The sequence below is a fragment of the Aeromicrobium wangtongii genome (assembly GCF_024584515.1).
Lineage (GTDB): Bacteria > Actinomycetota > Actinomycetes > Propionibacteriales > Nocardioidaceae > Aeromicrobium > Aeromicrobium wangtongii.
In genome coordinates this window covers 1644014-1661996 of the sequence record NZ_CP102173.1, presented here as the reverse complement: position 1 = coordinate 1661996, position 17983 = coordinate 1644014, and the positions used below count along the sequence as shown (strand labels likewise).

The window sequence follows — 17983 nt, the reverse complement described above, 5'->3', positions numbered from 1 at the left end:
GCACCCGCGAAGGCTTCCGACTACCGCACCCGGACGCGCTGGACCGCGCTCTGCGACCCCTCCGCGACCTGGTCGCCGCTGAACACGGCGCGCAGGCTGCGCTTGCCGGTCTTCTTCAGACGCACCTTGATGACGAAGGTGCCGGCCTTCACCGACATGGTGCGCAACCGCTTGGTGCCGTCGTAGATCCTGACGGTGCCACGCGGCTCGGTACCTGTCGCACGGACCCGGACCCGCAGGCTCACCATGCGCTTGCGGTCCGCACGCGACGGCGCAGCCAACGTGGTCGAGGTCGTGGCCCGCTGAACCGAGATCCGGGCCGGGGCGGCCGTGGTCCAGTGGCTCCGGCCGCGGGGGACGTAGCGGGCGGTGAGCTGATGCTCACCGACCGAGAGGGCGGCCAGCGGGATCGTCGCCGACCCTGCCACCACATCGGCTGAACCGACCGTCCGGGCGCCGTCCTTGACGGTGACGACGCCGTCACGGCTTCCGTCAGGGCCGGTAACGGCGATCGTGGCCGTGGCAGCGGCACCGAATCGCGTCGATGCGGGGACGCTCAGCGACACCGAGGGTGCTGCCAGTGCCGCTTCGTTGGTCGTCTCGTTGTTGGCGAGCTCGTGCAGGCCCCACGGCGGACTCGCGTTGATGAAGCGACCGGGCCGGCAGTCGGCCACGAAGCTGGCGAACCTGTGCGTCGGACTGGAAGCCGACAACGTATGCCGCCCGGCGGGCACGCCCGTCCAGGCGATTCCGCCGTCGCGCGAGCTCTCGGTCAACGACGCATCGGGGATGACGTTGGCGTTGAAGTACCTGGGCGAGGCCGGGCCGGCCTTGGACGCCACCACGCCGGCAACTCCGTGCGGACGGAAGTTGTGGAACGAGTCGAAGTCGGCGAAGCTGCGTCCCTTCAGCTCGAACGCCGTCGACACCACGGCGCACTCAACCGGGTTTCCGTCGCCGTCGAGCGGCGCGCCCGCGAACTGCGCCATCGCACCAAAGACCTGCGTGGTCGGCATCTGGAAGTTGACCTGCTTCAAGTCGGCGCCTGATGTGTGGAAGGTCTGCGTGTAGACCTCGTGGTAGCCCGGGGCGGTCGCGTGCAGCGTGATGTCGCGGTCGTCAGGGACCTCGATCTCGTACGCACCGTTCGCTCCGGCGACCACCGTCAGACCGGGGATCTGGTCGACACCGATGACCGCGCCCGGCAGCCGGTCGGTGTTTCCGGCGAAGATGAACGCATAGGCGTTGCCCGAGATCGTGACGGTGTCCGACGCGGCGCCGGCGGGAACCGCCAGGGTCGTCGCCAGCACACCCATGACGGACGCCGCCAGCAGGCTTCTTGAATGCTTCACGTGCTTCCCTTTCGTCCACCCGAGACGACTCCGGCGGAGCCGAGGAGCAGCCTAGAGGTGACGTGGGTCACACGAGATGGCCCGACCCAGGACTGCGGCCACCGGCTGCCGGCTCGAGGCGCCGACACGGCGAGCCGTCCGTCGCCTGGATGCGGCTCGCGCCTCCGCTGGTGGCCGGGGAGCCGACGACCGCTCTCGACCAGAGGTGACCTGGATACGTGAGAGGCTGTGACGTGCCAACTTCTCTCGAGCCCGGTCTTGACCCGCACGAAGTACTGGTCCGCAACAACGTGACGGTCGTCGGCCCGGAGGACGGTCCCGTCCTGCTGCTGGTGCACGGCTTCGGGTGCGATCAGAGCATGTACAGCCGTCTCCTGCCGTTCCTGAGCGAGACGGACACCTTCCGGATCGTCATGTTCGACCACGTCGGAGCGGGAGGCTCCAGGCTCGATGCCTACGACCCGGTGGAGTACGCCGCCCTGGACCGGTACGTCACCGATCTGCTCGAGGTCTGTGAGGCGCTCGCGCTCAAGGACGTCACCGTCGTGGCACACAGCGTCGGCGCGATGATGGCGATTGCGGCGTCGGTGCTGCGTCCAGATCTTCTGAAGAGCATGGTGCTGCTGGCACCGTCACCGTCCTATCTGGACGACGATGACGCAGGTTATGTCGGGGGCATGTCGCTCGTCGACGTCGAGGACCTGCTCGGATCGCTTGACGACAACCACATGGCCTGGGCCTCGGCGATGGCGCCGGTCGTGATGGGCAACCCCGACTCGCCCGAGCTCGCCGGCGAGCTGGAGGGCAGCTTCTGCCGGGTCGATCCGCTGGTGATGCGGACGTTCGCCCGGGTCACCTTCACGTCGGACATCCGCGACCTGCTGCCCGCGGTGACCGTCCCGAGCCTGATCGTGCAGTGCTCGAACGACGCCCTGGCTCCCCTGTCCGTCGGCGAGTACCTGCACGCCGAGCTGGCGGGAAGCGAGCTGGTGGTGCTGGAGGCCACCGGCCACGTGCCCCAGGTCAGCGCCCCCGCCGAGACGGCACGAGTCCTGCTCTCGTACGCGGCCGCCTGACCTTGACGGACTTCGAGGCCGTCTTCCGCGGCGCCTCCACCGGCTTCGTGATCACGGCAGCCGATGGCACGATCGTGGACGTCAACGACTGGTTTGCGACCTGGACGGGCCTGGGTCGCGAGGACTTGCTCGGGACCTCGTTCCTGCGGCTGCTGCCGGTCGGCGACCGCATCGTGTTCTCCACCCGCACCGCTCCCCTGCTCGACCTCGCGGGCCGTGTCCCGGAGATCGCCGTCACCGTCCTCGGCGCCGATCGGGTTCGTCTGCCCGCGACGCTGGGCGCCTCGCGGGTGATGACGGATCCGGACGTGACCCTGTATGTCGTCGTGCCGCGTCGCGAGCGATCGTTCGAGGAGATGCAACTGATCTCTGCCGTGCACCGGGCCGAGGAGGCCGACGCCCGTCGCAGGAGTGCGGAGGAAGATCTTGAGCGCGTCGCGCGCCACGACACCCTGACTGGGCTGCTGAACCGCACTGGGATGGTTGCCGCGCTCGCTGAGCGGTTCACGGACCTCCCGCCCGGGCAGGAGCTGGGAGCCTGCTGGATCGGACTCGATCACTTCCGCGTCGTCGTCGAGAGCCTCGGCCGCCCGGCGGGCGACGATGTGCTCAAGACGATCGCCCGACGGCTCGGCGACCGGTTCGGGGAGGGCGCGCTGGTCGGCCGGGTGGGCGGCGACAAGTTCGTCGTCGTGCTGCGCGAGGAGCCGTTGGAGGACCACGCGGACAGCATCCTCGCGCTCGTCGCCGAACCCATGATGGCCGACGACCTCGAGATCGTCGTGTCCGCCAGCATCGGACTGGCCACCGGGCAACGGGTTACCTTTCCTGGCCGGGCCGGGCCGGCCCGGCCGCAGCCGCCGAAGCCCTCCTGCAGCACGCAGGCACCGGCATGTACGCCGCCAAGGCGGCTGGTCGAAACAGGTGGAAGCGTTCGGCGGTCGTCGATGACGAGTCCGGGCTCGACGAGATCCGACTGCTCGGCGAGATCCGTACGGCCATCGCCGGCGACCAGCTTCGCCTGGAGTATCAACCCCAGCTGGATCTCCGCACGGGCAAGGTCCACGGCTTTGAGGCGCTCGTCCGATGGGACCACCCGGATCGCGGAGCCATCGCGCCGTCAGGATTCATCGAGGTGGCGGAGAAGAGCGGGTTGATCAGCCAGATCGGCACCTGGGCGTGCGCCACGGCCATCGCGCAGGCCGTCGAGCTCAACACCGGCTCGGCCGGCCCGGTGCAGATGTCGGTGAACATCTCGGCCCGGCAGCTCGGGGAGGCGCGGTTCGCCGACACCGTCCTGTCGCTGCTGCGCGCGGCGGGTCTGGAACCCGGCTTGCTGACACTGGAGCTGACCGAGACCGGCCTGATCACCGACGCGCCCCAGGTCGGCGAGAACGTCCGCGACCTTCACGAGCACGGCGTGCACCTGTCGATCGATGACTTCGGCACCGGCCACGCCAGCTTTGCCTACCTCAACGAGTTCCCCATCGACGAGATCAAGATCGACAAGTCCTACGTCGACGGGCTCGACACCTCACCTGAATCCACCGCGATCGTGGTGAGCTGCATCGAGCTCGCCCACGCCCTCTCGGTCGCCGTTGTGGCGGAGGGCGTGGAGACGCAAGCCCAGCTCTCGTGCCTCACCGAGCTTGGCTGCGACATCGCTCAGGGGTACCTCTACTCCCGTCCTCTGCGCGCAGAGGACCTCGACTCCTGGCTCACCGACCACCGTTGACGGCGAGGACTCTGACTGAGCGCGACGAGGCAGGTTGCGGACGAGGACAACGCCTACTGGAGATAGGTCATTCCGCCCACTTGGACGCAGGCACCGACGTCCGACGGAGCCCACTTGTCGCTCGGCCTGCACCGTCGGCCTTCGATCAATGTCAATGGGCTGATTCGATCTCCTTAGCTACACGCAACTACTCTCCATCGAACTCGAATGGAAGTACAACGGGGGTGTCGTCATCGAGAAAAGTGCTGAGACGATCGAAAACCGCACCGTCAAGGTCGGCGCTGCGGCCCTCGATACTCAATCGTAGGAACCGCATCAATCCGCGGATCTCGTCGGCTACTGGGAGACCTTGATCTTTCGAAAAGTTCAGGAGTTGGCGCATTTCACCCATGATTTGGGCAAAGTCGTCTCGAAGTGAGTTCTTCGAGTTGACCACCTCAAGCGCGCGACCAACCACCCAACGCTGCATGCTCTCGCTTGGCCAACCAGGCTCGCGGTCGACCAGGACGCGCGAGAGAACACGTTGCATATGAAATTCCTTAGCGAGACCGTCAGGAATTGAAGAGTTCTCGCGCATTAATGCAATGTCGATCTCGTAAGTCCTATGGACATCTAATGTTTTCACCGCGACGATCGCGATCTGGTCATGGGGCAAAGCCAGAGAAATCGCGATCGCGGCCGCGCCGGTCAATTTGGGCCCGGACATGCTCACACGCGATCCAGTGAACTGAAGTTCTCCATACCCGGCGGCGCGAAGCAGCATTGAGCCCAGTTCCGCGGGCCCCACATTCAGGGCAGCGAGCGTTTCGTCTCCTATAACATCAAGTCCCTGCTCAGCCGCGTGGACCTGAATGACCAGCGCCAAGGCGTTGACGCATTCGACGGAAGCAAGCGCTCGATCTAGCAGATCATCCAGCGATACCCGCACGATCTGACCCTGAGGATTGCCTTTCTTTCGCATGCGCAGGATGAGGTGATCATCCTTGAACTCGTAACTCTGATGTGCTTGAGCAATGCGGAGCGCCGCGTCAAAGCCGTAAACTACGGGGTCGAGCGCAGGTAGGTCTCGAGCCTCGCCAATTGTGCGGGCGCCGTCCGCAGGGAGGTATTCCTCAAAACGACCAACGCCCGCTAAATCGAGCATGAGCGCCACCATGCGCCTAGCCGGACCTTCAAAAACTGTATGCATAAGGTCAAGCGTCGACCTGACGGTTTGTCGTTCATTGAGAGTTGATGCGATAGCGGCGTTCGTCAGCTGCAGTTGGTCAGCGAGTTGAACGAACCCATTTCGCATCTCGCCGGCCACCACGGGTCGTGAGACCAGGTCAGCTAGCTTGTCCGAGGCCGTTGCCATGAAAAGGTCCGCCGAAGCTATCGCTCCCCTGAAAGCTTTCTCATCACCGATGTACTGGGTGAACAGCTCGCTGGCCAAGAGCCCGAGACCTGCACCATCGCCAGGCATCCGGCCCGTTATCTCCCGGTAAAGTTCGCGGCCCGCGAGGTCGAGGTCAACATAATTGACCGTTCCCCGGGCCCGAGCGGCATCGGCAAATACCTCCGCCATCCACTCACCAACATCTTCGGCCTTCTCAATGGATTCCCAGCGTTCGCGAAGCGCGTTCAGTTGGTCGATTTTGACGTACATCGCATCGAGATCAAACTGAGCAGTGGAGGCTTTGATCTCGGCAAGTATCGGGGTTGGTGCGGCGAAGGCCTTCAAGAATGTCCGCATCACGACGACCAGTGCATCGGCCGACGCGCACGCTACGTCATCTGTTCGTATCCACGGTCGGCGCCGGGTGCCCGCCGACAGCCGATCAGACAGCAGGCGGGCCGCCGAACACGCGTCTACAAGGTCGTCCGGGCTGCCGCTTCCTGCCTTCTCGAGCGACTGCATCGCGTCGAAGAACCGGCTAGGCAACTCGGCAAGTACGCGAAATTGTTCGACGCGTTCATGCCCTTCCAGTTCACCATTGACCGGCGGAATCGCATTTTCTAATCCAAGTGCCAGGAGGCAACGGTCAACAATGCGACGACGACGTTGATTGTCGACATCGGCCTCGAACGGTTCCGCGCTTCGACCGCAATCTGGGCAAGGCGAGGCCCTAATCCTCACCGCGCCGCAGCGACATTCAATCTGTGAGAACGACAACTTAATTTCGTGGCGACCATTCGCCGACTTCTTTGTCATACCGTGGTCTTCGTGGCCATGGCACGGACGCTACCGGCTCAGGTCAGCGTGTGACCATGAATTGTCGTTCACGCATCTTCGCCAGTTGCGCCAGTTGCGCCAGTTGATTAGTACCCCCCCGGGCTACCTCGGCACGGCTTGGCGCCGGCCGTCAGGCGCTCAAGCCCGCGAAGGACGCCGGGCCGAAACTGCTCGACGACGTGACGCGTCGTCCGACGAACTGTCGGTGGTGAGTCTTAGTCTCGACACATGGCTCAGTGCACAGCTCCCGTTGAAGGTCACCGCACGTCAAGCGGCGCCGCCAACTGCCCCGCGTGCTCCGGCCGGTCGTCGTACCGGTCCTACTCGTCCTACTACTCACCTCCGTCCTACTACTCGTTGCCCGGATCGTCCCGCGGTAGCGGCAGTCTTTCCGGCGGCGGTAATAGCAACTCCGGCCGTCCTCGGTGGTCGCCGGCAAACTCATCCGTCAGCTACACCTCCGACGAAGTTGCGGCGCTGGACCGTTACCGTGACACAGTCGAGGGGGCGGGACCGCGGGCTGTTTCCTACGACTTGTTTCTCTGTCACGCGTGGGACGACCGACGTGAGACCGCAACTGAACTGCACGACCTTCTCGAAGCCGAAGGTGTGTCGGTTTGGTTCAGCGAGAAGGACATCCTTCTTGGTCAGCCGTTCATGCGGGAGATTGATAAGGGTCTGGCTAAGACACGAATTGGGCTTGTCCTCATCACGCCTGCGTTCCTTAAGCGCATAGACAGCGGCGGAGTGTCTGAGAAGGAGCTCTCGGAACTGCTCTCGCGTGACTTGCTGATCCCCGTCGCGCACGGAGTTACCTACGACGAGATTCGCACGGTGAGTCCGCTCCTCGGCTCCCGCAACGGGCTGAGCACTGAAGAGGACTCGATCGAGAACATCGCAAAGAAGATCACCGAACTGGTTGCCGTCTAGGTATCCGGATCACCCGTCGCCGCGTCATTCCCCAGGAGTCGGATGGACCTGTGCTGCTGCAACGATAACGAGCGATCTATCTATCACGATTCCAAACTCCGCCCCCGGCTCCGCCCGCTAAACGCTGCAACGCGTACATGAGAGCTAGGTCGCAAGCACCTTGAGCGGCGGCACTACGGATTAAGTCGCTGGTGCCATCTCTTTACCCATGGCTTGGAACCAGCCAGCGATAGCCCTAGTCCCAGGCACAGAATTAACATCGGTGCGAGAACGGCGTAGAAAACTTCGACTCTTTCACTCTGCACCAAGCTGACCAGGGACCATCCGATTGCGACCCCAAGGGCCGCACCTGCAGTCAACGATGCGGCAAGCGGTTGAACAATGCCGGCCATACGAGCGAAGCGTTTGCGTTCTTTCTTACTTTGGCTGAAGGGCGCCACCACGCTTAGGAAGCCGACGATGGCGAGTGTTGCTAGTAGCCCAACAGGCACCCACCAAGGCAGCAGATCGTTCAAGTCCGGGACGCCCTTGGCCTCGGGATCGGCGCCAAACCAGGTGACACAGGTCCCTCCGGCGATTCCTAGTCCAGCTAACAGCCAGATCTCCCACGGTACTGAACTGTGATTCGCCTCGCCCTTGCTGTCTGACATGGCGAGAACCATAGCCGGATTCGAGCAGTCCGGTGGGTCGAATCGACCTACGTCTTTCCCCCGCGACTGAACAATCTTGTCGCTGTTGCCGAGTGTCTTCTATTCGCCTACGACGCCTCGGGCAAGATCGCCTTTTGGGCTTCGAGGTGCCGGCGGAGAGAAACGACGACGCCATCCTCTGAGTCACCCTGCTCGTCAATGTCCTCCAGTTCGACGTCGTACGCCTCCGCGAGTCGCGAAGTGTGGGCGATCACCATGTTGAACATGGGTAAGAGGTCGTCAAGTGAGATTTTGACCTCGTTGCCTTCCTGCGAGAAGGCCTCGATCGCATCTAGGTCTCTCAGGAGTTGCTCAACTATTTCTGCGTCCAATGCGCCTTCGCGACCTGCCTCGATGTAAGCGCGGAGGGCCGCGTCAAAATTCGTGATGCACTCCGGGAGGTCTTCCACCGGCACCAGTTTGGAGTCCTTGCGCTTTTTGACGAGATACGTGACGCTGCCGCCGACGGCTGCCACTACGGCGACGACCGAGATCACGACCTTGGGATTCAACTTCATGCTTCTGACTGCTTCTTCAACCTTCTCCGGACTCGGCGCCAGCTCTGTTAGGTGCTTGTAGATCCGGCCCGTGTCGGCCTCTCTGACCACGCTTCCGAATAGTTTCAGGCTGCCCTCGAGCAACCCGAGTTCGATCTCGTTCGGCACCAGCAGCAGCGGTTGTTCGATCATCATCGCGAAGTCCTCGAGGGCGGCGTCGGTGGAGGCTGAAACTCTACGGTCGCCACCTGGCTCTTGTTCACCGAATGCGCGCGACTCTGACAGTCGAGAAGGCCCGCATCAACGCGCGTCAATCCCCCGCGATCGAAGTCGATGACGAGCTGCCACCTGCTCCGCGAGCGGCTGCCCAGGGTTGCGTTGCTGGTGCTATCCAGTATTCGCGCGAACCGGCGGATCAAAGTGGAAAGATTGCCACATGTTGAATTCGGCGCGAAAGCGCTTTGAAGCCCGCGCGTTCGACCTGGAGGACTGCGCGGTACTCCATACCGCCGAGGATCCGACAGGTCAGACATTGCATCTCGTGCCCAACAACCCGCGCGCCATCGGCATAACACTCTTCGACTATGGCGACGGGACCTGCGGGGTGTGCTTTACAGGCGAGGAGAACGGCATCAGCGACGAGATGATCTACGAGGCGCGAGACGTGGACTTCTACGTTGACGCCGCGGTCGCCGGCAAGGTGCGGTACCTCCATGGTCCCGGACGTAGGTCCGTGCAGGTCGATACAGGCGACGGGTACGAGACGATGGACACGGAGTACCAGCCTTGGTCGCTGTTTCCGATGTTCGGCTGGCGGAGACGGGCAGAAGTCACCCAGTTCGAGCCGTACCGCGCCCAGTAGGGTGCGCGGCAACTGATCCCCCCTTTCGCCTGTCTTCCCCTCCCCGTGCCGCGCCCTTGAACGGACGCCGCGTCTTTCCCCCGCGTGTGGGTCAGTTCCGAGGCGTACGCCAAAGGACATCCTGGCGTTGCAGTTACCGGCGTGGGGCTCGTCCGGAATGCGCACGTGAACGCTGGGTGAGTTCATTAGCGGACGTGGGAGATGGGCACGAGGAGCCTCGTTACGATCGCCCACATGAGCCGCTTCTCACTACCTGCCGAGCGTGTCATTCCCCCGCGATTGACTAGCAGTCTTCACTGTTGACCTGCGTGCCTCGTTACGGCACCCGGGGTGCTTGCGCACCCGACGGCGGAGGCGACCGGGAACTGGTTCGATAGCCTCAGCCGATGGACTCGATCAACTGCACCGTCAATGTCAGTCACGATGCCGAGGTAGACGCCGCATACATCGCGTTTCCCGGATTCGAGAACGAGTCCTTCCCGACGCAAGTGACGGTTGACCATGCCAGACTGAAGGAACTTGGCGTGGACGTCATCTTGGATCTGACGCAAGACGGTTGTCTGGCCGGTATTGAGATACTTGGCGCCACCGTCCTCCTAAATGGTCGGATGCTTCCGAAGGGTCAATAGTTCGCTGTCGACTCTGGTGCTGCCGTCCACCAGACCGATTCGGATCCTCGAGGGCGCCGGTGTGTCATACCCCCGCTATAGCCGCATGTAGTTGCGGATTCGTGCGAACCGCAAGGCGAACCTCAGCCCTCCGAGACGGGCCGCTCGACGCCATCAGCGCCAGGACGTCGTCAGTTCTTCAACAATGCGAACGTAGCCAGCGCATGCACCAGTGACTTGCCTTCCTGCTCAACGTCCGCCTCGCAGACAACGAGACTGTCCCCGCGCTTGCGCACCTGGGCTGTGACGATGAGCCGACCGGGCTCGCCAGGGTGCAAATAGGTGAGCGTGAGCTGACTGGTAACAGGGCTCTCGCCCTCGACGGCACTTCGGATAGCTGCGCCCATCGTCGCGTCGACCAGGGTGGCAAGCAGGCCCCCATGAATAGTGCCCGCCGCGTTGAGGTGCCGGTCATCGGCATCCAAAGTCAGCGTCGCTCGTCCGTCACCTGAGTCGGGAGAATTGGCGCCGATCGTCGACATGAAGTTGCGCTTGTTGTCAGTCACGAGAACTCTGTACCCGCGGCTCCACACATGATTCACGCGACACAGATGCGCCGCCTCTCTTCCACGCGTCTGTCCCGCACCCCTATCTGCATTCAAGGCCAGCGACCAGGTCGCGGTCTGAGTCAGGGTGGGCAACTAGTAGCCGTCCAAAGAATCGATCGAGTCCAACAGCGCATCTGCCGGGTGTAGCAGGATGGAGGCGGTCGTACCTACCCGCGCTTGAGCAGGCGTGCAAGGAAACCCGGGCGTTGGTCGTCATCCTCGTCGTCAAATGGCTCGCCGAGGGTCACGCCGGCAGACTCCGCCCGTTCCATCAGGGCGAGCACTTTGTCGGTATCGGTCATGTACAGCTTCAAGACCCGTTGTGCCTCGTCGAGATCATCGACGGCACCATAGGCGCAGAACATGCTCCCCTCAGAGTCGAATTCAAGGCCTTCCGCCAGTTCGGGTGCCACGAACGCGAGAACACCGTCCCAGAAGTAGCCGGTTGGTTCCCCGCCGGCCGCGGTGATCGCCCCGTCGACGGGTGTGTCGCAATCGAAGGTCAGCGATGAGCCGTCGTCGTCAGTGTGCCGTCGAAACAGGTTGTTCATGCAGGCCAGATTCCCACGCAAATGCTGCCCTGTTCACCCAATTGCCCTGGTGCAGCACGTCGAGCCTGCGTCAATCCCCCCGAATCAGCGTGGAGCCGCGCAGTCGATGAGTCGGCGACGCCCCTGGTGTTGGCCTAGCCTGCGAACGTTGCGAAAGTCCAATGGTTGCCGTCGGGGTCAGCCGCCGTGAAGTCGCGCGACGGGTAGTCGGTCTGGTCGACTATCTCGCGCACGACTCTCGCGTCCAGTGAAATTGCGCGAGCCAACACCGCGTCTGGATCTGCGGTCACCACGTGCAGCGAGGCGGTCCCCGGCCGGCACGGTGTGGGTCGCTCACCGGTGCTTGAGAGCAGGATCCGCCCACCCTCGGGCCAGTCGAGCTGGCAGTGGTGAATGGCATCCATACGCTCACCGGGAATCAGAAGGTCTTCGGCGAACCCGAGTTGGAGCAGCCAACCGCGAAGGGCCTGGGCGTCATCGCTGACCAGGCTCGCCCAGACGCTGTGCTGCAACACCCCACTAACCCGGACGGTCATGATTGTCAGCGTACGTCTCAGCGCCTGACAGTGCCTGCATCCCGCCGGCGTGCGCACTGACTGCGGCCTCCGCGACTGCAGTCGCAGTGGCTGAGTTGCGTCCTGCCCCCGCGGATGACCAACCCCTCAGCTTGTGTGCTGCTGTACGACGTTGAGCACGTTGCCATCGGGAGCGCGGACGAAGAAGCGAGTCACGCCCCATGCCTCGGTTGTCAGGGGATGCACGATCTCGTACCCACGCTCCTGCGCTTGGCGGTAGGCGGCTTCGACGTCGTCGACCATGACCGACACGACGGGGTCCGCGGGCGCGGTCGCATCGCTGGTCATCACCTGGAGCGTCGCCCTGGATACCGGCGACGTGTGGCGGGCCACCCAGCCCAGGTTGAACTCCTCTTCGGCTAACCCGAGGTAGTCGCTGTAGAAGCTCCTGGAGGCGGGGAGGTCGGGCACGTGGAGGTCGGCGATGATCTGCGTGACGTGGATGCGCGACGGGTCGGCACGCCCAGCTGGGTCGGTTTCGCCTGAGGTCTGCTCCGGCGCGGCGCCCAGGAGGTGGATCCAGCGCGGATGCTGCTGGCCGGACGAGCGCTCGAGTTCGCACACCAGCGGTTGCGGGCGGCCGGCCATTCGGCGCAGACACTCCCCGACCTGGCCCCGGTCGGCGAACCCGTGCAATCGCTCGGTGCGGGTGCGCAACTCACCCGGCGCCTGCGCGCCGCGGAGCAGCAGGACCGTAAGCAGCGCGCGCTCGTCGGGCTCGAGGGCGAGATGCTCGTCGAGGATCTGGTGGTACTTCAGTGTCCGGCGCCCGGTGTCGGACCACACGATCCGCAGCAGCCCGCGATCCTTGAGCGACTTCGCGGTCCGCTCGACGATCTGCTGGTCGAGGTCGGTGACGGGGTCGCGGCTGCTCGTCTGGTTGCACGCCGACACCAGTGCCTTTGCGGAGAGGGGATAGGTGGCGGGCACGGTCGTCTGCTTCTCCAGCAGGCTGCCGAGGATACGCTGGTCAATCGCATCGAGGACGGGGAGTTCTCTCACGTCACGACCTTAGATCCGCCTTGTCACGACTGCGTATCGAAGAGCGCCTTTCCCCGCGTGTGCCGTGACGCGCCAGCACACAGGAAACGACACGATCGACTCATCCCGCTTCGGCAAGCTCCTTGAGATTCAGGAGTTGTTTTCGTGCCATCACCAGATCGCCAACCGCGAACAATGGTCCGAGCGCGCGCCCGTTGTGTGCGGCGAGTTTCAACAACAGCCGGGTGGTTTGGCCCGCGTCCTCTAGGACGTAAGACATGTGAACACCCAGGATCTTGGCCGTCAGGTGGACTCCCGGCTCAACCGCCAGAATGGTGCCCACCGGTCGGCCCGCGGTGGCGCTGAACGGATCGCCGACCTTGGGCTCGGCCAGTCCTTGGAGCTCGCGAGGCGAGTGCCGCCCGCCGTTGTCGATCCAGTCATACGAGTAGGGCGCCAACCTGATCTGTGCAACCCAGGGCCACACCACGTCGCGCGAGGCGTTGATGGTGATCCCGCGCCAGGCCTGCCACGCGGGGTTGAGGACCAGGTCGTCGCATGGGTAGCGCAGGGACGTCTCGGCGTTCGTCACGCCCCAGCGGTCACCGATCACCCAATCGATCCTAGGTGACTCCTCGCACCGGGCCCGGTCTCTCGCGATCCCCCAAGCACGGCCGCCAGCGCGGGTGTGTCGCGATCCGAGAAATGCCTCCCTCCCCCGGGAGTGGGCCCTCTGCCGATGTTGGGTCGTCACCCAGCGCCGGAGCAGGCGTCCGGGCTGTCGTTATCGAAGCCGTGCTCGCCCCAGTTGTGGCCGCACCCCGGGCACAGCTTCAGCGGTTGCCCCATGCTCGTACTTCTCGACCACCAGCGTCACGCGCGGGGAAATGCCCGCAAAGTGGTACCGCTCGACACCCCCTCAGACACTGAACGACATGAAGGCCAGTGACACGATGACTCCTGGTCCTTCCACGACTGATGAGGTGCACGATGTTCTTCGGCCGCAAGCAACACGATCACCCACCACGCGTGGCGACGTTCCGTCCGTCGCGCGCCAGCCAGCAGCAGGAGAGCACGCGGCTTCGGTACATCGCGGTCCTGCCCTCGCTGCTGCTGATCGGCGGTGCCACCGCCGGGGTGCTGTCCGCCGACAACCGGCGCGACGCGCTGCTGGTTTACGGTGGGCTTCTCGCCGTGGCCGGCCTCATCGCCGCGCCGATTGTCGTGGTGCTGTTGGTCCGCAACAGGATGTTGATCGCCAACAGCTCCTTCACCGTGACGCCCGAGACCGTGACGCACGTGGACCGTCGGGGCAGGTCGACCACGTTCGACCGCAGCGACCCCACGCTGACCTCGCTGCTGTCGTGGGTCGAGCCGACCGTGCTCCCGTACGGAGGAGTGTTTCCGCCGAAGACGCTGCAGCTGTTCATCGCCGACAGCACCCACCAGGTCCGAGTCGCCGGGAGTGACTGGGAAACGGGCGACCTCAGGGTGGTGGCGGAGGCCGCCAACGGTCATGTCGCCCACGACCTCAGCACGGCGCGGCAGGTGAACGACGCAATACCGGGCGCTATGAGCTTCCGCGAACTGCGTCCCTTGACGTTCGCGTTGGCGGTCGGCTTCGGCTCTGTTGCTTTCCTCCTGATGGTGATTGTCCTGATCGCGTTCTTGCAGAGCTGACCGCGACGTGGTCCTTATCGACCAAGGGCGCTTGCGTCATTTCCCCGCGTAGCGTCCCGCAAGCGGCCAGTGCATTCCGCCGCTGGTCGGACGCCCGGGTGCTCAGCCATACTCACGCCATGAAGTCGATCGCCCTACCCATCGCCGACCGCGAGCGGTCGTACCGGTTCTACCGCGCCCTCGGCATGGATACTCCCGGCGCAGAGGCTGAAGACGGGGTGCCCGAACCGCTAGTCGTCGACGTACACGGATTCGCTGTCATCCTCGTCCCGACCGAGGGCTTCCGCTACGTACTCAACGGGCGACCAATCAGCCCACCTTCCGCCAGCGAGTGCATCCTCACCATCGAGCTAACCGAGCCGTCCGACGTCGATTCCTGGCACCGCACTGTGCTCACTGCTGGAGGCACATCTATCTCAGCCCCCGCAGTCAGACCTTGGGGATACACAGCCGTCGTTACCGACCCAGACGGCCACGCCTGGGAGGCGACCGCACCAGGCATCGAGCACCCCGTCTGAGGGACCGACCAGCACGTCATACCGCCGCCCTCGTCGTGCCTCTGGCGCTCCTGTTACGGTCACAGACGGGGTGACCCGCAGTCATGCCCCTATCGTGGGTGCCTCGGTGCCGTTGATGTGCGACCCGGGATGAACCGTGATTTGGCTGTCGCCATGATCGATGAGTCGGCCCACGATCGTGCCGTGCACGTCGACCGTGCCGTCGCTGACCACGAGGTCACCGGCGATCGTGCCGGCCACCGTGACCGAGCCTGCCAGGACCGTCACGTCTCCGGTCACTGTGCCGTGCACCCCCAGTTTTCCGCCGCGGACTTCGCACGAGCCAGCGACCGTGCCTTGGACGTCGACGTCGCTTCCGTCGTCCACGATGAGGTCGCCCTCGTGCTCATCTGTGATCACGTCCATGGGTCGCCTCTCTCACGGGTGGTGGGATCGTCGACGTTACCCGCCTCGCTGGCACTTTCCTCGTCCTCGTGGTTCTCGGCTCGGATCTGGTCGGTGAAGAAACAAATCGTCGGATCCGCAGACCGCGCGCCCGCGTCCTTTCGCCACCCGGATCGCCGTCTACGCAGACCCACCATTCCGTACCTCGAGCTGTGGAACCTGCTGGCCCAAGTCGGGTTCGTCCTCAGCGGGAAGGGTGTCAGCCGCTCCGTCCAGGTCCAGCTTCGGCAACAGCCGGTCCAGCCACGCCGGAAGCCACCAGTTGGCGTCGCCGAGCAGCTTCATCGTCGCGGGCACCAGCACGAGGCGCACCAGCGTCGCGTCGAGGAACACCGCGGTCGCGAGGCCGAGGCCGAGCATCTTGAGAACGGGGTCGTCGCCGAACCCGAAGCCGACGAAGACCGACACCATGATCGCCGCGCCGCACGAGATCGTCCGCGCAGTGACCCCGATCCCCCGCACCACGGCGTAGCCGTTGTCGCCCGTGCGCAGATACTCCTCGCGCACCCGTGAGAGCAGGAAGACCTCGTAGTCCATCGACAGCCCGAACAGGATCGCGAACATGAACAGCGGGATGAACGAGATGATCGGCACCGTTGACTCCAGCCCGATCAGGCTCGCGGCCCAGCCCCATTGGAAGACCATCACCAGCACGCCGTACGACGCAGCCACGCTCAACAGGTTCAGCGCCGCTGCCTTGAGCGGCACCAGGACGGAACGGAACAGCACCATCAGCAGCAGGTACGACATCGCCACGACCGCGACCAGGATGATCGGCAGCCGTTCCTCGACACGCTGGCTGAGGTCGGACATGGTGGCGGTGTAGCCGCCGACATGCGCGGTCGCCGGGCTGCCAGCCAGCGCGGCGGGCAGCACCTGACTGCGCAGCCGGTCCAGCGTGCGTACGGTCTCGGCATCCTGCGGGGTCGTCGTCGGTTGGGCGATGATCACGGCGACGTCGGAGGTCGCTTCCACGGGGGCGGCTGCGGCGGAGGCGATGCCCGGGTCGGCAGCCAGGGCCGAGACCAACGGCTCCACCACGGACGGGTCCCGGGACAGGTCCACGGCCACGACCATCGGCCCGGTGGCGCCGGGCCCGAAGCCCTCGGCGACCAGGTCGTACGCTCGCCGCTCGGTGCGCTCCTGGGGGTAGCTGCCCTGGTCCGGCAGTCCCAGCCGCAGCGCGAGCACGGGCGCGGCGAGCGCGAGCAGCAGCAGTGTGCCGGCGACGGCGTACGCCGCGGCGTGCCGCGTGACGTGCGCACCCCAGCGGGACCACCGCAGCACCGCAGCGTCGGTCCCCCGACGGCGCTCCTTGCCGCGCCGGGCCAGGAGCCCGCGCGCCTGGAGACGCTGGCCGGCCAGCCCGAGCAGCGCCGGCAGCAGCGTGATCGCCGCGAGCACCATCACCAGCACCACCGCGGCGACGGCCACGCCACCGGCGGTGACGAACGGGAGCCCGGCGAAGGCCAGCCCGAGGATCGCCACCACGACGGTGGTGCCGGCAAAGACGACGGCCTGCCCCGCGGTCGCCAGTGAGCGCCCCACTGACTCCGCGGCCGGGACGCCCGCGGTGAGGTACTCCCGGTGGCGCGACAGCAGGAACAGGGCGTAGTCGATGCCCACCCCCAGCCCGACCATGGCCGCCATCACCGGCGCCCAGACGGGGACGTCGAGCAGCAGCCCGAGCAGCGGGATCAGGCTGGCACCCACCAGCAGCCCGAACAGCGCCACCGCCAGCGGCAGCCCGGCGGCCAGCAACGACCCGAAGGCCACCACCAGGATCACCGCCGCGACCACCAGGCCGACCACCTCGCCCACGTTGGCGGGCGGCTGCTCGAAGCTGAAGTAGAGGTCACCGCCGGCTTCGAGCTGCAGCGACGACGACGCCCTCGACTCCGCCAGGACGTCCTTGAGCGCTGCCAGGTCGGAGGTGGCGAGCTCGCCGATCTCGGGGTACTGCACCCGCAGCAGTGCCACCCGGCCGTCCGGCGCGACCTCCTGGGTCGTGCCCAGCGTCTTCGGCAGCTCACTCAGGGCCGACTCCAGCCGGTCCAGGTCGACCCTGGCCGGGCGGGAGTCCACGAACGTGACACCGTCCTGCCCGGGCGTCGCCACGACGTATGCCGTGAGCCCGCCGGCACCGCTGTCGGCGCTCGCCAGCAGGTCGGCGGCGGCCTGGGAGTCGGTCCCGGGCGCCGCCATCGAGTCGTCCAGCTGCTTCCCGAAGCCGGCTGAGGCAGCGACGACCAGGACAGAGAGGAGCACCCACGCTCCGATGGCGGTCCACGGCCTGGTGGCCGACCAGCGTCCCCAGCGGTACAGCAACCGTGACATGGTCTTCTCCTTGCTCGGTGGGTCCGGCCTCTTCGCCGGTGACTCCACGCTCGCGGACCGCCGTCCCGGCCACATCGGCGTCGAGGCCGGACCCGCCTCGGCCGTCGGGACGAGCGAGATCTCGTCCTTTCGGTCGGTCCCCCACGCCTCGGCGGCCCCGCAACGCCTCGCGCGTGGAGATCCGGGCCGTCAAGGGCGCGGGGCGGCCTGCACCTACGCGTGACCGAAGACGGACAGATCGACCCGGCCCCACCGGCGAGCCACGGCTTCGGGCCAAGTAGTCCACGAAACATCGCTGCCCCGCCCTGCCAGCTCCTTCTTCGACCAG

General features: G+C 65.2%; 20 protein-coding genes. 9 read left to right on the top strand and 11 right to left on the bottom strand.

Going from position 1 to position 17983, the window contains the following annotated elements; genetic code table 11:
* Nucleotides 1-20: 20 nt before the first annotated feature.
* The gene (locus NQV15_RS08245; RefSeq protein WP_232399342.1) at nt 21-1352 is read right to left on the bottom strand and encodes an Ig-like domain repeat protein; all 1332 of its coding nucleotides are present in this window, start codon (nt 1350-1352) and stop codon (nt 21-23) included.
* Nucleotides 1353-1585: 233 nt separating this feature from the next.
* On the opposite strand from NQV15_RS08245, the gene NQV15_RS08240 reads away from it, so the two are divergent.
* From NQV15_RS08240 to NQV15_RS08230, 3 genes are read left to right on the top strand one after another with little or no spacing between them, the layout of a single operon-like run.
* Complete coding sequence (locus tag NQV15_RS08240; RefSeq protein WP_232399341.1) at nt 1586-2428, top strand: alpha/beta fold hydrolase; 843 nt, start codon at nt 1586-1588, stop codon at nt 2426-2428.
* 2 nt (nt 2429-2430) lie between these two features.
* Nucleotides 2431-3585, top strand: a complete 1155-nt coding sequence (locus NQV15_RS08235; protein ID WP_232399340.1) for a GGDEF domain-containing protein — start codon at nt 2431-2433, stop codon at nt 3583-3585.
* Nucleotides 3468-4163 carry a putative bifunctional diguanylate cyclase/phosphodiesterase gene (locus NQV15_RS08230; RefSeq protein ID WP_232399806.1) on the top strand — a complete coding sequence of 232 codons (696 nt, stop codon included), beginning with the start codon at nt 3468-3470 and terminating at the stop codon, nt 4161-4163. Before NQV15_RS08235 ends, NQV15_RS08230 begins: the two co-directional genes overlap by 118 nt.
* A 187-nt stretch (nt 4164-4350) precedes the next feature.
* Here NQV15_RS08230 and NQV15_RS08225 read toward each other — a convergent pair whose 3' ends face one another.
* Entirely contained in the window at nt 4351-6354 is a 2004-nt protein-coding gene (locus tag NQV15_RS08225; RefSeq protein ID WP_232399339.1) for a hypothetical protein, read from the bottom strand.
* A gap of 249 nt (nt 6355-6603) precedes the next feature.
* Between NQV15_RS08225 and NQV15_RS08220 the strand changes: the two genes are divergently transcribed.
* Nucleotides 6604-7305 carry a toll/interleukin-1 receptor domain-containing protein gene (locus NQV15_RS08220; RefSeq protein WP_232399338.1) on the top strand — a complete coding sequence of 234 codons (702 nt, stop codon included), beginning with the start codon at nt 6604-6606 and terminating at the stop codon, nt 7303-7305.
* A gap of 173 nt (nt 7306-7478) precedes the next feature.
* On the opposite strand, the gene NQV15_RS08215 is transcribed toward NQV15_RS08220, so the two are convergent.
* Nucleotides 7479-7955 (bottom strand): hypothetical protein, encoded by a 477-nt coding sequence (locus NQV15_RS08215; protein WP_232399337.1) that lies wholly within the window; start codon nt 7953-7955, stop codon nt 7479-7481.
* Nucleotides 7956-8062: 107 nt separating this feature from the next.
* The gene (locus NQV15_RS08210; protein ID WP_232399336.1) at nt 8063-8686 is read right to left on the bottom strand and encodes a hypothetical protein; all 624 of its coding nucleotides are present in this window, start codon (nt 8684-8686) and stop codon (nt 8063-8065) included.
* A 241-nt stretch (nt 8687-8927) separates the two neighbouring features.
* Between NQV15_RS08210 and NQV15_RS08205 the strand changes: the two genes are divergently transcribed.
* Nucleotides 8928-9353, top strand: a complete 426-nt coding sequence (locus tag NQV15_RS08205; RefSeq protein WP_232399335.1) for a hypothetical protein — start codon at nt 8928-8930, stop codon at nt 9351-9353.
* A gap of 386 nt (nt 9354-9739) precedes the next feature.
* Complete coding sequence (locus NQV15_RS08200) at nt 9740-9982, top strand: DUF2283 domain-containing protein (RefSeq protein ID WP_232399334.1); 243 nt, start codon at nt 9740-9742, stop codon at nt 9980-9982.
* A 170-nt stretch (nt 9983-10152) separates the two neighbouring features.
* On the opposite strand, the gene NQV15_RS08195 is transcribed toward NQV15_RS08200, so the two are convergent.
* The 5 genes from NQV15_RS08195 to NQV15_RS08175 all read right to left on the bottom strand — a co-directional run bounded on the left by NQV15_RS08195 (nt 10153) and on the right by NQV15_RS08175 (nt 13289).
* Entirely contained in the window at nt 10153-10527 is a 375-nt protein-coding gene (locus NQV15_RS08195; protein ID WP_232399333.1) for a PaaI family thioesterase, read from the bottom strand.
* Nucleotides 10528-10736: 209 nt separating this feature from the next.
* On the bottom strand, nt 10737-11120 hold the full coding sequence (locus NQV15_RS08190; RefSeq protein WP_232399332.1) for an Imm51 family immunity protein: 384 nt from the start codon (nt 11118-11120) through the stop codon (nt 10737-10739).
* Between the two features lie 134 nt (nt 11121-11254).
* Complete coding sequence (locus NQV15_RS08185) at nt 11255-11656, bottom strand: VOC family protein (protein WP_232399331.1); 402 nt, start codon at nt 11654-11656, stop codon at nt 11255-11257.
* A 126-nt stretch (nt 11657-11782) separates the two neighbouring features.
* A complete protein-coding gene (locus tag NQV15_RS08180) occupies nt 11783-12697 on the bottom strand; it encodes a DUF480 domain-containing protein (protein WP_232399330.1) in 915 nt (304 codons plus the stop codon).
* A 100-nt stretch (nt 12698-12797) separates the two neighbouring features.
* Complete coding sequence (locus tag NQV15_RS08175) at nt 12798-13289, bottom strand: hypothetical protein (RefSeq protein ID WP_232399329.1); 492 nt, start codon at nt 13287-13289, stop codon at nt 12798-12800.
* A gap of 377 nt (nt 13290-13666) precedes the next feature.
* On the opposite strand from NQV15_RS08175, the gene NQV15_RS08170 reads away from it, so the two are divergent.
* Both NQV15_RS08170 and NQV15_RS08165 read left to right on the top strand, forming a co-directional pair.
* Entirely contained in the window at nt 13667-14356 is a 690-nt protein-coding gene (locus NQV15_RS08170) for a hypothetical protein (RefSeq protein WP_232399328.1), read from the top strand.
* 119 nt (nt 14357-14475) lie between these two features.
* Nucleotides 14476-14874: a VOC family protein gene (locus NQV15_RS08165; protein ID WP_232399327.1), complete on the top strand. Its 399-nt coding sequence runs from the start codon at nt 14476-14478 to the stop codon at nt 14872-14874.
* Between the two features lie 81 nt (nt 14875-14955).
* Here NQV15_RS08165 and NQV15_RS08160 read toward each other — a convergent pair whose 3' ends face one another.
* Entirely contained in the window at nt 14956-15279 is a 324-nt protein-coding gene (locus tag NQV15_RS08160; protein WP_232399326.1) for a bactofilin family protein, read from the bottom strand.
* A 159-nt stretch (nt 15280-15438) separates the two neighbouring features.
* A complete protein-coding gene (locus NQV15_RS08155) occupies nt 15439-17586 on the bottom strand; it encodes an MMPL family transporter (protein ID WP_232399325.1) in 2148 nt (715 codons plus the stop codon).
* Nucleotides 17587-17596: 10 nt separating this feature from the next.
* Between NQV15_RS08155 and NQV15_RS08150 the strand changes: the two genes are divergently transcribed.
* Nucleotides 17597-17878, top strand: a complete 282-nt coding sequence (locus NQV15_RS08150; protein WP_232399324.1) for a hypothetical protein — start codon at nt 17597-17599, stop codon at nt 17876-17878.
* The last annotated feature ends 105 nt before the right edge of the window (nt 17879-17983 follow it).